Annotated in this window: 10 protein-coding genes and 2 tRNA genes; 10 read left to right on the plus strand and 2 right to left on the minus strand. The window is 44.5% G+C overall.

Features of this window, described 5'->3' with window-relative positions:
• The first annotated feature begins 4 nt into the window (after positions 1-4).
• Positions 5-77: transfer RNA gene (locus tag ABCM67_RS09945), tRNA-Asn, on the plus strand.
• Positions 78-80: 3 nt separating this feature from the next.
• Positions 81-151 (plus strand) — tRNA-Cys (locus tag ABCM67_RS09950).
• Here the strand turns inward: ABCM67_RS09950 and ABCM67_RS09955 are convergent.
• Together ABCM67_RS09955 and ABCM67_RS09960 are read right to left on the minus strand one after the other, a co-directional pair.
• Positions 133-549, minus strand: coding sequence for an FCD domain-containing protein (locus ABCM67_RS09955; RefSeq protein ID WP_334297993.1), 417 nt, complete (start codon positions 547-549; stop codon positions 133-135). The two genes, ABCM67_RS09950 and ABCM67_RS09955, sit on opposite strands and share 19 nt — an antisense overlap.
• 103 nt (positions 550-652) lie before the next feature.
• The gene (locus ABCM67_RS09960; protein ID WP_279200661.1) at positions 653-991 is read right to left on the minus strand and encodes a hypothetical protein; all 339 of its coding nucleotides are present in this window, start codon (positions 989-991) and stop codon (positions 653-655) included.
• A gap of 321 nt (positions 992-1,312) precedes the next feature.
• Between ABCM67_RS09960 and ABCM67_RS09965 the strand changes: the two genes are divergently transcribed.
• The 8 genes from ABCM67_RS09965 to ABCM67_RS10000 all read left to right on the plus strand — a co-directional run bounded on the left by ABCM67_RS09965 (position 1,313) and on the right by ABCM67_RS10000 (position 14,179).
• Positions 1,313-2,026: an ABC transporter ATP-binding protein gene (locus ABCM67_RS09965; protein WP_021977039.1), complete on the plus strand. Its 714-nt coding sequence runs from the start codon at positions 1,313-1,315 to the stop codon at positions 2,024-2,026.
• Complete coding sequence (locus ABCM67_RS09970) at positions 2,020-5,892, plus strand: FtsX-like permease family protein (protein ID WP_342992832.1); 3,873 nt, start codon at positions 2,020-2,022, stop codon at positions 5,890-5,892. Before ABCM67_RS09965 ends, ABCM67_RS09970 begins: the two co-directional genes overlap by 7 nt.
• Positions 5,893-6,090: 198 nt before the next feature.
• A complete protein-coding gene (locus ABCM67_RS09975; RefSeq protein WP_059085320.1) occupies positions 6,091-7,113 on the plus strand; it encodes a LacI family DNA-binding transcriptional regulator in 1,023 nt (340 codons plus the stop codon).
• Positions 7,114-7,123: 10 nt separating this feature from the next.
• A complete protein-coding gene (locus ABCM67_RS09980; RefSeq protein WP_059085321.1) occupies positions 7,124-8,533 on the plus strand; it encodes an ABC transporter substrate-binding protein in 1,410 nt (469 codons plus the stop codon).
• A gap of 66 nt (positions 8,534-8,599) precedes the next feature.
• The gene (locus tag ABCM67_RS09985; RefSeq protein ID WP_059085322.1) at positions 8,600-9,442 is read left to right on the plus strand and encodes a sugar ABC transporter permease; all 843 of its coding nucleotides are present in this window, start codon (positions 8,600-8,602) and stop codon (positions 9,440-9,442) included.
• The gene (locus tag ABCM67_RS09990) at positions 9,442-10,272 is read left to right on the plus strand and encodes a carbohydrate ABC transporter permease (RefSeq protein ID WP_059085323.1); all 831 of its coding nucleotides are present in this window, start codon (positions 9,442-9,444) and stop codon (positions 10,270-10,272) included. The genes ABCM67_RS09985 and ABCM67_RS09990 overlap by 1 nt, the downstream gene beginning before the upstream one ends.
• A 13-nt stretch (positions 10,273-10,285) precedes the next feature.
• Positions 10,286-11,029: a creatininase family protein gene (locus ABCM67_RS09995; protein ID WP_059085324.1), complete on the plus strand. Its 744-nt coding sequence runs from the start codon at positions 10,286-10,288 to the stop codon at positions 11,027-11,029.
• Positions 11,030-11,524: 495 nt separating this feature from the next.
• The gene (locus ABCM67_RS10000) at positions 11,525-14,179 is read left to right on the plus strand and encodes a valine--tRNA ligase (RefSeq protein ID WP_118752599.1); all 2,655 of its coding nucleotides are present in this window, start codon (positions 11,525-11,527) and stop codon (positions 14,177-14,179) included.
• Positions 14,180-14,181: the final 2 nt, after the last annotated feature.

Genomic DNA, 14,181 nt, shown 5'->3' on the forward strand with positions numbered 1-14,181 from the left:
GTAATCCTCCTTAGCTCAGTCGGTAGAGCATGCGGCTGTTAACCGCAGTGTCGTTGGTTCGAGTCCAACAGGGGGAGCATGGTGCCATAGCCAAGTGGTAAGGCAAAGGTCTGCAACACCTCTATCCCCGGTTCAAATCCGGGTGGCACCTCTTAGAAAGCCCTGGAAAGATGAATTTCCAGGGCTTATTTTTCCTATAAAAATGTACTTGCTGAAGACCGTGAAGACAGACTTCTGGAAGATCGGACAGCATCCTTTCCTGATGCTGTCCGACAGATCAGGAATTTTTTCCGTAAGCAGGATTCGTTTACGATTATAAACCAGATGAAGGTACATGGCATCCTGAGCACGCAAAGCGTCATGCTCTGCAATGGCAGCTGCGATTTCGCGATGTGTTTCAATTGTTTCTTCGTGTAGAGCACCACTGGTTGATTCGACAAATAATGGAATAGAACTGTTAATTACGGGAATCAGCCGCGGAACAACAACATTTTTGCTACTCAGCGCGATCGCTGTATGAAATTCAATGTCTTTCTGGGTATGATCCACATGTTTTTTAATAATGATTCCATAAGAAAGTAATCAAACTTAATACACATATTCAATAAAAAAAGCAGAGCCCTGCACAACCAGGCAGAGTTCTGCTTTTTTGTCAATTATTGTGAAAATAGATCAATGAAGCAGGATCGGCAGAAGCTTTTTCCGCTTCAGCTGCCAGATCAGCTACAGGATCCGCAGAAGGTTTCCGAAGATCCATTCGGTAAAGATAAAAGATCCCACCGAAGAAACCGGGAATCAGTCCGGCGTATCCACCGGCACATAAGATCACAGTCAGCTTCACCATCAGTTCTGTCTGAAGTTCCAGACAAACAAGTAATCCTGCAAGAATTCCGGCTGCACTCCATCCAGCTGTCAAAAGTGCAAGAAAAACAGCTGGCGCAGGGGCCTTTTTTAAATTTTGATCTAAGTGATTCCACAGTACTTTATACATAATCCATTCCTCCTGTTTTGCTGGAATTATACTTCTGCTGTTGTCAGCAACAGTCAGCTATAATATTGATTTCCTTTATTTGTCTGTATTATAGAAAAGAAATGTAAAATACAAATGCGCAGGAATGAAAAATCTTTGTAAAATATAAGTAGAAATTGCATTTTGAATTAAGAACCGATATACTTATAAATATAGTTATTAATAATATTCGATCACAGCCGAAAACATTTTTCTACAGCTGTGATACGTGAGTGAGAGAATTAAAAGGGGGCAGATAAAAGCCCCCTGAAATCATATAGAGAGTAAAGAGGAGGGGTGGAAATGGAGCATACGGAAGAATATGTGAAGCTGGAGAATGTATCCAAAATCTATGGCTCAAAAGAAGTGAAGATCATAGCTGTGGATGAGATCAGCTTCCGGATAAAAAAAGGAGAATTTGTGGTTGTGGTAGGACCAAGCGGTGCCGGAAAGACAACGGTGCTGAATATCCTGGGCGGAATGGATAAGGCCACATCCGGCAATGTCTGGATCGATGGAAAAAATATTGCAAAATATACAGACCGGCAGCTGACCGGATACCGACGGGAGGATATTGGATTTGTATTCCAGTTTTATAATCTGGTGCCAAATCTGACTGCATTGGAGAATGTGGAGCTTGCTCTTCAGATCTGTAAGGATCCTCTGGATGCTAGGACAGTTCTGGAGGAAGTAGGGCTGAGGGAGAGACTGACCAATTTTCCGGCACAGTTATCCGGCGGTGAGCAGCAGAGAGTTTCCATAGCCAGAGCGCTGGCGAAGAATCCAAAGCTTCTGCTCTGTGATGAACCTACAGGAGCGTTGGATTATCAGACCGGCAAGGCAATCCTGAAGCTCCTTCAGGATACCTGCAGGGAACGGGGCATGACGGTTATTGTCATTACTCATAACTCTGCATTGACACCTATGGCCGACCGTGTGATCAAGATCAAAAACGGCAAGGTTTCCAGGATGACTGAAAATGCACATCCCACACCAGTGGAAGAGATTGAATGGTAGGTGACGGAATGAAGGCATTACACAAAGATTTCTGGATGGAGATCCGGAAAAGTAAAGCACGTTTTATCTCGATCTTTCTGATCGTGGCACTGGGTGTTGCATTTTTTTCCGGGATCCAGGCGTCTTCTCCGGATATGAGATATTCCGGAGATGCTTATTATGAAGCAGCAAAGCTGATGGATCTGAAGATCCAGGGAACCCTGGGACTGACTCAGCGTGATGTAAAAGCGGTATCGGATATTGACGGTGTGGAACTGGCTGAGGGCAGCTACTCTACGGATGTTATGAGTGGAGAGGACGATGCTAGGAAGGTTCTTCATCTGGAATCTATCAGCAGCAATTTTAATCTGCTTACAGCAGATGAAGGAAGGATACCGGAAAAAAGCGGCGAGATTTTTCTGGACAAGCCATTTGCAAAGAATCGGGGGTATAAAATCGGGGATACCATATCTGTCAGTGAGGATGGTGACAGTGAGCTTTTGAAAAAAACAACCTATACAGTTGTGGGAATCGGAAGCAGCCCTCTTTATATTTCATTTAACAGAGGAAATACGACTCTTGGATCGGGTGAGGTCAGCGGCTTCGGATACATTCTTCCTGAGGATTTTGAACAGGAAGCTTTTACCCAGATCTATATTATGGTTCATGAATCTGGGGATGTGATCAGCTATACCGATGCTTACGACAATCTTATCAGGAAAATACAGAAGCGTGTGGAAGGCATCGAAAAAGAACAGTGCAGTCTGCGCTACGATGAGATCGTCGTAGAAGCCAATGAAAAACTGAATGATGCCAGAAAAGAGCTTGAGGACGGAAAGAAGGAATCAGAGGAAAAACTTGGCGACGCGAAGAAAAAGCTGGATGATGGGCAGAAGAAGTATGAGGATGGAAAAAAAGAGTACGAAGATGGAAAACAGCAGCTCAGTGATGCAAAAAAGGAGCTGACCGATGGAAAACAGCAGCTTGCTGACGGAAGAAAACAGATTGAAGATGGATGGTCTCAGCTTAACAGCGCAAAACAGCAGGTGGAAGACGGTCTGTCCCAGTTAAATGCTGCCAGATCCCAGCTTGCTGACTCCGAAGCACAGATAAATGAGAAGCAGGCAGAGCTGACTGCCGGATATGAACAGCTGAATGCCGCAAAACAGCAGGTAAGTGACGGTGAGGTCCAGCTCCGGGAAGCGGAAAAAACACTGGAAAGCAAACAGGCTGAGCTTGACAGTGGAAGAGAACAGTTGGAAACGGGAAAGAATACGATCAAAGAAACAAAGACTGCTCTCACCGGTCAGAAAGAACAGTGTGAGGCAGGACTTGTACAGGTTTCCGAGGGTGAATCCCAGATCAGTTCCAGTGAAGAAGCCCTTTCCGGGCAGCAGGCACAGCTGGATGAATTGACCAGCCAGAAAGAGGCATTAAGCAGTCAGGCGGCGGAGCTGCAGGCGCAGTATGACGCCGGTGCGGAAGCAGGAAAAACCGAGGAAGAGCTGGCGGAGCTTTCCACGCAGATCCAGACTTTAAATGGTCAGATCAGTGCAATGGAAGAACAGATAAATGCCGGTCAGGCCCAGATCGACGGGGCGCAGGCAGAGCTTACTGCAAAAAAATCAGAGCTGGCCCAGACAAGAGCTGAATTGGAGAGCAGCCTAGGTCAGATCAATGAGGGCTTCAGCCAGATCAAAGAACAGGAAGAGACACTTTCCGGGACAGAGGCACAGCTGAACGAAGGCCAGGAAGAACTGGATAAAGGGAAAAAAGAATTGGAAACAAAGAAAGCAGAGCTTTCCGCGGCAAAAGAAGAAATTGCGGCAAACCAGGCAACTCTGGATGATGGCCAGAGCCAGCTGGATTCGGCCAGAGCCCAGCTCAACTCAGGGCGGCAGCAGCTGGAGGAAAAACAAGCCCAGTTAAATGCCGGTCAGGCAGAGATCCAGGCCAACACAGAAAAGCTTACCAGCAGTCAGGCAGAACTGGATGCAAATGAACAGAAGCTCCTGGATGGTGAAAAAGAGATCCGGGAAAATGAACAGAAATTAAAAGACGCCAAAAAAGACCTGGAGGACGCAAAAAAGAAGCTTTCCGATGGAAAGAAAGAATATCAGGACGGCAAAAAAGAAGCCGATGACAAAATTGCGGAAGCCCAGCAGAAGATCGAGGATGCCCAGAAAGAGGTGGATGATATTGAAACACCGGAGTGGATCATCTCAGACCGCAATGACCTTCCGGAATATTCGGATTTTGGTGATAACGCAGAGCGACTGAAAAACATCGGAAAGGTTTTCCCGATGATATTCTTCCTTGTAGCGGCTCTGATCAGTCTTACCACGATGACACGAATGGTGGAGGAACAGCGAACCCAGATCGGAACCATGAAAGCGCTAGGATACGGAAAAGCATCCATTGCATCCAAGTATCTCAGCTACGCATTTCTGGCTACAGTAGGCGGAAGTATCGCAGGAGTACTTTTCGGAGAAAAGGTTCTTCCGTTTATCATTATCCAGGCGTATGGAATCATGTACTGGAATATTGGCGATCACATGCAGCTGGATTATGAGTTACAATATGCACTGATCGCTTCCGGAGCAGCAGTGATCTGTACTATGGGTGCCACACTTTTTTCCAGTGCAAGAACCCTGGCAGAGACGCCGGCATCCCTGATGCGGCCGCCTGCACCGAAAGAGGGAAAACGGATACTTATTGAGCGGATCGGCTTTATATGGAAGCATCTGAGCTTTTCCTGGAAATCGTCCATGCGAAATCTCTTCCGTTATAAAAAGCGTCTTTTTATGACCATTTTCGGAATTGCAGGAAGCATGGGACTGATGCTTGTAGGATTCGGACTTTATGACTCCATTATGGATATTGCGATTCTCCAATATGACCAGATCCAGCACTATGATGCCATGGTGATCAATGATGAGGATGCCACAGACAGCCAGGAAAAGGATCTTCTGAAATTTCTGGACGGAAACAGCGAGATCGATCACTATACCCGTGTGCAGCTCACCAAGATGACGGCACCAAAAGAAAAGGGAAGTGTCAGTATCTATGTGTATGTTCCGGAAAATACGGAAAATTTTAAAGAGGATGTAACATTACGTGACAGAAAGTCCCACGAGCAGTATGAGCTTACCGATGATGGAGCGGTGATCTGTGAAAAAACGGCTTCTCTTATCGGTGTGAAAGCAGGAGACAAGATCACCCTGGAGAAAGACAACAGAAAGTATAAAGTAAAGATCACTGCTGTCACAGAGAACTATATGGGACATTACGTTTACATGACCCCATCCTGCTATGAAAAAACATTCGGGGAGAAACCGAAGTATTCAAGTACAGTATATACTATGAAAGAGGATGCAGAGAGTGATCTGGAAACTCTTGGAAATGCGATCCTGAAATATCCGGCAGCTTTAAGTATCAGCTATACAAGCAGCACAGCAGGTCAGGTAGAGCGAATGCTGGGATCCCTCGGAGCGGTGATCTGGGTCCTGATCATTTCTGCCGGAATGCTGGCATTTGTGGTACTGTATAATCTGAACAACATCAATATCACAGAGCGGCAGAGAGAGCTTGCAACATTGAAGGTCCTGGGATTTTATGATGGCGAGGTTTCCCAGTATGTATTTCGGGAAAATATCCTGCTGTCCTTCATAGGGATTCTGGCAGGCGCAGTGTTTGGAATCCTCCTTCACCGGTATGTGATCACAACCGTTGAGGTAGATGCGGTGATGTTCGGAAGAAATATCAAGCCAATAAGCTTTGTTTATAGTGGAATCATTACCTTTGGGTTCTCCATGTTTGTAAATATGGTGATGCATTTTAAGCTGAAAAAGATCAATATGGTAGAGTCACTGAAGAGCGTGGAATAAAATAATGAAATGATAAGACTGTCTGCATACAGGAATTTTACATATTTCCCTGTATGCAGGCAGTTTTGTAATGAATATCCTGAAAGACTGGGATGACCATGATCTGCCTGAAGCTAATTTTGTAAGTATTTCACAATTGAAATGTAAACGTTTTCCTGTAAGATGTAACCATAGAATTCTTCCGGAGGAATTTTAAATATGGCAAATATAGATATTAAATTTATCGCGAAAAAAAGCGGGTGTTCGATCGCTACAGTTTCCCGTGTTATCAACCGTTCCAAACCAGTCAGCGAGAAGCTGCAGAAAAGAGTGGTAGATACCATCAGAAAGTACAATTATAATCCCAGCGTTCACGCACAGTATCTGGCTGGTAAGAAGTCAAAACTGTTCGGCTTTATAATGACAAACTACATTAATCAGTATCAGCTTCTGTTGTTTCGGTATCTGAATGAGTTTGCATGTAAGATGGGATATGGCTGTATTATCCGTTATTGCAATTCAGGATTTGAGGAAAAACTGGAAGCATTAAGAGAACTGGAGATCAGAGGAATCGAAGTCTGCTTTAGCCTTTTTCTGCTCTCACGGGAAGAGGAAGCGTATATAAAAGAACATTTTAGGATTAAAGTCTGTCATATGCAGTCACCGGAAATGCGTTTGAATATCATGGAAAAAAATGAAAGCTCTGTCTATGAGACCATATGCTATCTTGCCCAGCTTGGCCACAGAAGGATAGGGGGCATCTTTTGCATTGACGAAATGGACGACAGCTTCCTTATTGCAAGGAAACGGGGATTTTTAAGAGCTGTAAAGCAGATGCAGCTGGATCAAGAAGAGTCCCTGATCGGTCAGATCCATGGAGACTATGAAAAAAGCAGTCTGATTTCTGTGATAGAGAAGATATTTGTACCTCAGAAGCTGCCAACGGCATTGTTTTGTTTTAGCGATGAAGTTGCGATAGAGGTAATGTCCTGGATCATGAAGCATGGTTACAGAATTCCGGAGGACGTATCTGTAGTTTCGTTTGACGGTATTCCGTTTTCGGAACGCATAACGCCCTCACTGTCTACGATCAGTCAGCCGGTAGAATATCAGGCAAAAAGTATCATAAACGGCATGCTGTATCTACAGGATGGAGTCGAGAGACCATGTGATGAAAAGGAAAATGAATATCTGCTGCAGATCCGTGACAGTGTGGGGATTCCTGGTCATTATGAAAAATAGGAGGAAAAATATGAAAGCGAAAAAATTAATTGCCGCTGGTATTGCGGCATCAATGTCACTGCTGACTCTTGCAGGATGCGGAACAGCCGGAAATACTGGCAATTCCGGAGGAGACACCGCCAAAGAAGATACCGTCAAGGAAGATACAGCCAAAAAAGATACAGACGAAGAAGATACAGGCTCTGTATATTTCCTGAATTTTAAATCTGAGCTTTCCGCTGAATGGGAAGAAGTAGCAGGAAGCTTTACAAAAGAAACCGGAATCAATATGAAAGTAGTTACGGCAGGAAGCGGAACCTATGAGCAGACATTAAAATCCGAGCTTTCCAAAAAAGAAATGCCGACACTTTTCAATGTTAACGGACCGATCGGCTATCAGACCTGGAAAGATTACTGTGCTGATCTGAAGGATTCCCAGATTTATGAATGGCTGACTGACAAAGATATGGCGATCACAGACGGAGATGGCGTATATGCTATACCGTATGCGGTAGAAGGATATGGAATCATCTACAATGATGCAATTATGAAGAAGTATTTTGCACTTCCGGATAAAGCCGTTGATATTTCAGATACAAAAGAGATCAAAAATTTCGACACACTTAAAACTGTAGTAGAGGATATGACAAAGCATAAAGATGATCTTGGAATCCAGGGAGTTTTCGGATCTACTTCATTTGCTCCTGGAGAAGACTGGCGCTGGCAGACACATCTTATGAATCTTCCGATCTACTATGAGTATAAAGATGATGACGTAGATAATCTGGATGAGATCAAATTTACATACAATAAGAATTTCAAAAATATTTTTGATCTTTATCTGAACAATTCATGTACAGAGCCAACTATGGTCGGTGCTAAAAATGTTGAGGAATCCATGGCAGAATTTGCAATGGGCGATGTGGCTATGATCCAGAATGGAAACTGGGGATGGGCAATGATCTATGACCTGGATGGAAACGTAGTCAAAGAGGATGATATTAAGTTCCTTCCAATCTACACAGGAGTAGAGGGAGAAGAAAAACAGGGACTCTGTGTTGGAACAGAAAACTATATCTGTGTAAACAGCAAGGCTAATGAAGCTGACCAGAAAGCTTCTCAGAAGTTCCTTGAGTGGCTGTTCAACAGTGACAGCGGAAAAGCATACTGTAATGGAATCCTTGGAATGATTCCTCCGTTTACCACATTTGGAGAGGATGAAAGACCGGATAACCCGCTTGTACAGGATATGCTGACTTATATGAACGATGATTCTTTATACACGGTCAACTGGGATTTTGCAACATTCCCGAGCCAGGAATTTAAAAACCAGCTTGGAAGCTATCTTCTTGAGTATGCACAGGGAAGTATGGAATGGGATGATGTAGTGAAGAAGACAATCGACTGCTGGGCATCGGAGAAAGCTCTGATCGCACAATAGTAGAAGAGCATGGGCAGAGACAGAAATGTTTCTGCCCTGTGTAATAAAAGAGAGGGTTTGTAAAAGATGGAAAAAGCTTTTAAAAAGAGATTTGTGATATTGGTACTGCCAACACTGATCGCATTTACAGTTGCATTTATTATTCCATTTATACTGGGAATTTATCTTTCATTTACTAAATTTACGACTGTGGCAGATGCACAGTGGGTTGGACTGAGCAATTATATAGTTGCATTCCAGGATAAGGATTTCCTGGCTTCTCTCTGGTTTACCGTTAAATTTGTGCTTGTAAATCTTGTGACTATCAATCTGATCGCTTTTGCACTGGCCTATGTGCTGTCGAGAAAGCTCCGTGGAACAAATATTTTTCGAACAGTTATATTTATGCCAAATCTCCTGGGCGGAATCGTACTTGGTTATATCTGGCAGCTGATCATCAATGGTGTTCTTGCTTTTTTCAAAACAACGCTTACTGTGAAGGCCTCATACGGATTCTGGGGAATGGTGATCGCCATGAACTGGCAGATGATCGGATATATGATGGTTATTTACATTGCGGCTATCCAGAATATTTCAGAGGATGTAAAGGAAGCGGCTCTTATCGATGGAGTAAACCGGAGACAGATGGTTACAAAGATCATCCTGCCTCTGATCATGCCTGCAATTACGATCTGTCTGTTTATGACAACGACAAATGCATTTAAAATGTTCGACTTAAACCTTGCTCTGACAGCAGGACTTCCGGGAAAATCAACTTCGCTGGTTGCACTGGACATCTATAATTCATTCTACAACAGGATGGGATATGAGGGAATAGGACAGGCAAAAGCGGTGCTGTTCTTGCTGATCGTAGCTGCAATCTCAGTAACGCAGCTTGTTGTCACACGGCGTAAGGAGGTTGAAAGCTGATGAAAAACAAGAAAAGCGAAATAGCAATGATCGTAATTCTTACAGTGATCTCGGTTTTATTTATTGCCCCGATCATTATTGTATTTATGAATTCCTTTAAGAGCAAGCTGTATATCAACAGTACACCGTTTGCACTTCCTAATGCTGACTCCTTTGTAAAAATGGCGAATTATGGAGAGGGTCTGATCAAGACTGGTTTTATACAGGCATTTTTTATTACTTTATTTATAACTGTAGCATCTGTGGTCCTTATTGTTCTGCTGACTTCGATGACAGCATGGTATCTGGTACGTGTAAAAAGTCATTTTACAAAGGTACTGTATTATCTGTTCGCTTTTGCAATGATCGTACCGTTCCAGATGGTTATGTTTACTCTTGTTAAAGTGTCAAATATGTTTAAGCTGGACAATCTGATCGGCATTGTGTTTATCTATGTAGGATTTGGCGCCGGCTTGTCAGTGTTTATGTTTACAGGTTTTATCAAATCAATCCCGGTTTCTTTGGAAGAAGCGGCAATGATCGATGGTTGTTCTATTATGAAAATCTACTTTAATGTCGTGCTTCCTGTGATACGTCCTACCGTCATGACAGTTGCGATCCTGAATGCCATGTGGATCTGGAACGACTATCTGCTTCCATATCTTGTAATTGGCTCTGAATACAAAACGATCTCTGTAGCGATCCAGTATCTTAGAGGAGGATATGGCTCTATCGATCTGGGACTTATGATGGCTATGCTGGTGTTGGCGATCATACCAATCGTTATTTTCTATATGGTCTGCCAGAAATGGATCATACAGGGAGTAATTGCCGGAGCGGTAAAAGGATAAGGAGGAGACGAGCATGAAAAAAGTATTATACGAGGAATTACTTCCGGAAGAATGTGTACAGAGGATAAAGGAGATGCCGGTTGCCTATCTGCCACTTGGCACACTGGAATGGCATGGTCCGCATATGCCTCTTGGAGCTGACGGGATCCAGTCAAAAGAACTGTTTGTCCGGGTGGCAGAAAAGGTCGGTGGTGTAGTGCTTCCGATGCTGTTCATGGGACCTGACCGTTTATTTGATGATCGGGGAACTGTATTTTATGGAATGGATATCAATACAGAGGGCGCACTGAATACTTATTGTGCCCAGCAGATGAAGGGCAGTGCTTACTGGATGGAAAAGGGACTGTTTCAGGATCTGTTGCGCAGTATTTTTGCACAGCTTTCCAGAGCAGGAGTCCGCATCGTTGTGGGACATGGACACGGTCCGTCAACAAATGCATTTCAGGAAATGAAGGAAGAGGCAGAAGAAAAATACGGACTGTGCATTATGACAGCATGGACCTATGCGGATGATGAGAGACTGAAATATCAGAATGATCATGCCGGAGCAAATGAGACATCTATTGTAATGGCTGTTCGGCCGGAACTGGTTGACTTTGGACAGGTAAAAGAAGATGAGAGTAATCTGATCGGTATTGCAGGACGTCATCCGGTCCGAGAATCATCGGAAGCATTCGGAAATGAAATTCTGGAATATACAATGAAAACACTGATCGCAGGCATTGAGAAGGAGTACAAAACAATAAAAGAAAGATAGATAAAAAAATATCTCCATTGGAAAAAATAACCGGTGGAGATATTCTTTTTTATTTTGATTTTTAGTTTTGAAATAAGGCCTCTGTCTTGACAAAAAAAGAAAATTTCATTATAGTAGGAACATGGCAAAGGTGTTGAATAAGAGGAGTATGCAGATCTACGCTGACAGAGAGAAATGCACAGACGCAAGAGAAGCGCAGGCTGAAAGGCATTTTCAGATGGAGGACTGCAGAAGGTAGCTTAGGAGCCGGGAAACTGAAAGCAGAAATGCAGAACAGATGCAGATGCTGCTGTGTAGGTTTTCACGTACCCCGCGTTAAGGGACAAGAGATAGACGGGAATAACAGATGTTTTTTCCGGATAATGAAGGTGGTACCGCGAGAATGATCGCCCTTCGCACATTAGTTATTGGCTTTTGTGTGGAGGGCGTGTTTTTTCTTGCAGAGAACAGGAGCATTTTAAGGTTCCTATAATCAGAAAGATTCAGGAGGAAAACATGAGTAAAGAACTTGCAAAGACTTATGATCCCAAGGGTATTGAGGATCGTCTGTACAAAAAATGGATGGATAACGGATACTTCCATGCAAAAGTTAATCCGGACAAAAAACCTTTTACAATTGTAATGCCGCCGCCCAATGTAACCGGACAGCTGCATATGGGACATGCACTGGATGAGACCATGCAGGATATCCTGATCCGTTTCAAAAGAATGCAGGGCTATGAGGCTCTCTGGCAGCCGGGAACTGACCATGCAGCCATCGCTACAGAGGTTAAGGTAACAGAGAAGCTTCGTAAGGAAGGGATTGACAAGAACGAGATCGGCCGTGACGAATTTATGAAACATGCCTGGGCATGGAAAGAGGAGTACGGCGGAAAGATCATCAATCAGCTGAAAAAGCTGGGAGCATCTGCAGACTGGGAGCGTGAGCGCTTTACCATGGATGAGGGCTGCTCCAAGGCTGTTCAGGAAGTATTTATCCGCCTTTATGAGAAAGGCTATATCTACAAAGGCTCCAGGATCATCAACTGGTGTCCTGTATGCCAGACCTCTATTTCTGATGCAGAGGTTGTGCATGAAGACCAGGACGGATTTTTCTGGCACATCAATTATCCCATCGTAGGTGAGGAAGGACGTTTTGTTGAGATCGCGACCACTCGTCCGGAGACACTTCTCGGCGATACAGCAGTTGCTGTAAACCCGGAGGATGAAAGATATAAAGACCTTGTAGGAAAGATGCTGAAGCTTCCTCTTACAGACAGAGAGATCCCGGTTATTGCCGATGAGTATGTTGACAAGGAATTCGGAACAGGCTGCGTTAAGATCACACCGGCACACGACCCCAACGACTTTGAGGTTGGACGCCGTCATAACCTTGAGGAGATCAACATCTTAAATGATGATGCCACCATCAACAGCCTTGGCGGAAAATATGCAGGTATGGACCGTTACGAGGCACGTAAGGCCATGGTAGAGGACCTGAAGGAGCAGGGACTTCTTGTAAAGGTTGTTCCGCACAGCCACAGTGTCGGTACCCATGACCGCTGCGGTACAACGGTAGAGCCGATGATCAAACCACAGTGGTTTGTAAAAATGGACGAAATGGCAAAAGCTGCTATCAAAACTCTGGACGACGGAAACCTTCAGTTTGTTCCGGCACGTTTTGACAAGACTTACCTGCACTGGCTGGAGAATATCCGTGACTGGTGTATTTCCCGTCAGCTTTGGTGGGGACACAGAATCCCGGCTTATTACTGCGATGAGTGCGGTGAGATGGTGGTTGGAAGAGAGATGCCGGAGAAATGCCCGAAATGCGGATGCACACATATGCATCAGGATGAGGACACTCTGGATACCTGGTTCAGTTCCGCACTGTGGCCGTTCTCCACACTTGGATGGCCGGATAAGACACCGGAGCTTGAGTATTTCTATCCTACAGATGTTCTGGTAACCGGATATGATATCATCTTCTTCTGGGTTATCCGTATGGTATTCTCCGCACTGGAGCAGACCGGTGAGACACCGTTCCACCATGTACTGATCCACGGTCTGGTACGTGACTCACAGGGACGTAAGATGAGTAAGTCTCTTGGAAACGGTATCGATCCGCTGGAGGTTATCGACAAATACGGCGCAGATGCCCTTCGTCTGACACTGATGACAGGTAATGCACCTGGAAATGATATGCGTTTCTACTGGGAGCGTGTAGAATCCAGCCGTAACTTTGCAAATAAGATCTGGAATGCTTCCCGTTTCATTATGATGAACCTGGAGGGCAAGACAGTAACAGCGCCGGAAGACCTGAACGCACTGTGCAACGAGGATAAATGGATCCTTTCCAGACTGAACACAGTGATCCGTGATGTTACTGAGAATATGGATAAATATGAGCTTGGAATTGCCGTACAGAAGGTCTATGATTTCCTGTGGGATGAGCTCTGTGACTGGTATATCGAGATGGCAAAGGTAAGACTGTGGAAGGCAGAGGAAAACCCGGCAGCAGCAAACGATGCACTGTGGACACTCCGCACTGCGCTGACACAGGGACTGAAGCTTCTTCATCCGTTCATGCCGTTTATCACAGAAGAGATCTACTGCACACTGCTTCCGGAGGAAGAGTCCATCATGATCTCTGACTGGCCGGTATACAGAGACGAGATGGATTTTGCAGATGCTGAGAAAGCAGTTTCAAGCTTCCAGGAGGTTGTACGTGGAATCCGTAACACCAGAAACGAGATGAACGTACCGCAGAATAGAAAGACCAATATCTACATCGTAGGCAAGGATGCAGAGTGCTGTGCACGTTTTGAGTCCTGCAAGAAATCCTTTACAAACCTTGCGTTTGCAAAAGAGATCCACGTACAGCAGGATAAGAACGGAATCGGTGAGGATGCGGTATCCATCGTTGTGGCAGACGGTGTGGTTTATCTGCCGCTGGAGGATCTGATCGACCGTGAAAAAGAAATCGAACGTCTCACAAAAGAGCAGGAGCGACTTACAAAAGAGATCGCACGCTGCGAGGGAATGCTGAACAATCCGAATTTTGTGAACAAGGCACCTGCAGCCAAGGTAGAGGCAGAGAAGGAGAAACTTGAGAAATACAAAGAGATGAAAGAGAAAGTGAACCTGCAGTTAACACAGATGGTGAAATAACG

Source organism: Blautia sp. 2227st1_G12_2227SCRN_220401, assembly GCF_039062885.1.
In the GTDB taxonomy this organism is placed as follows: domain Bacteria; phylum Bacillota; class Clostridia; order Lachnospirales; family Lachnospiraceae; genus Blautia_A; species Blautia_A fusiformis.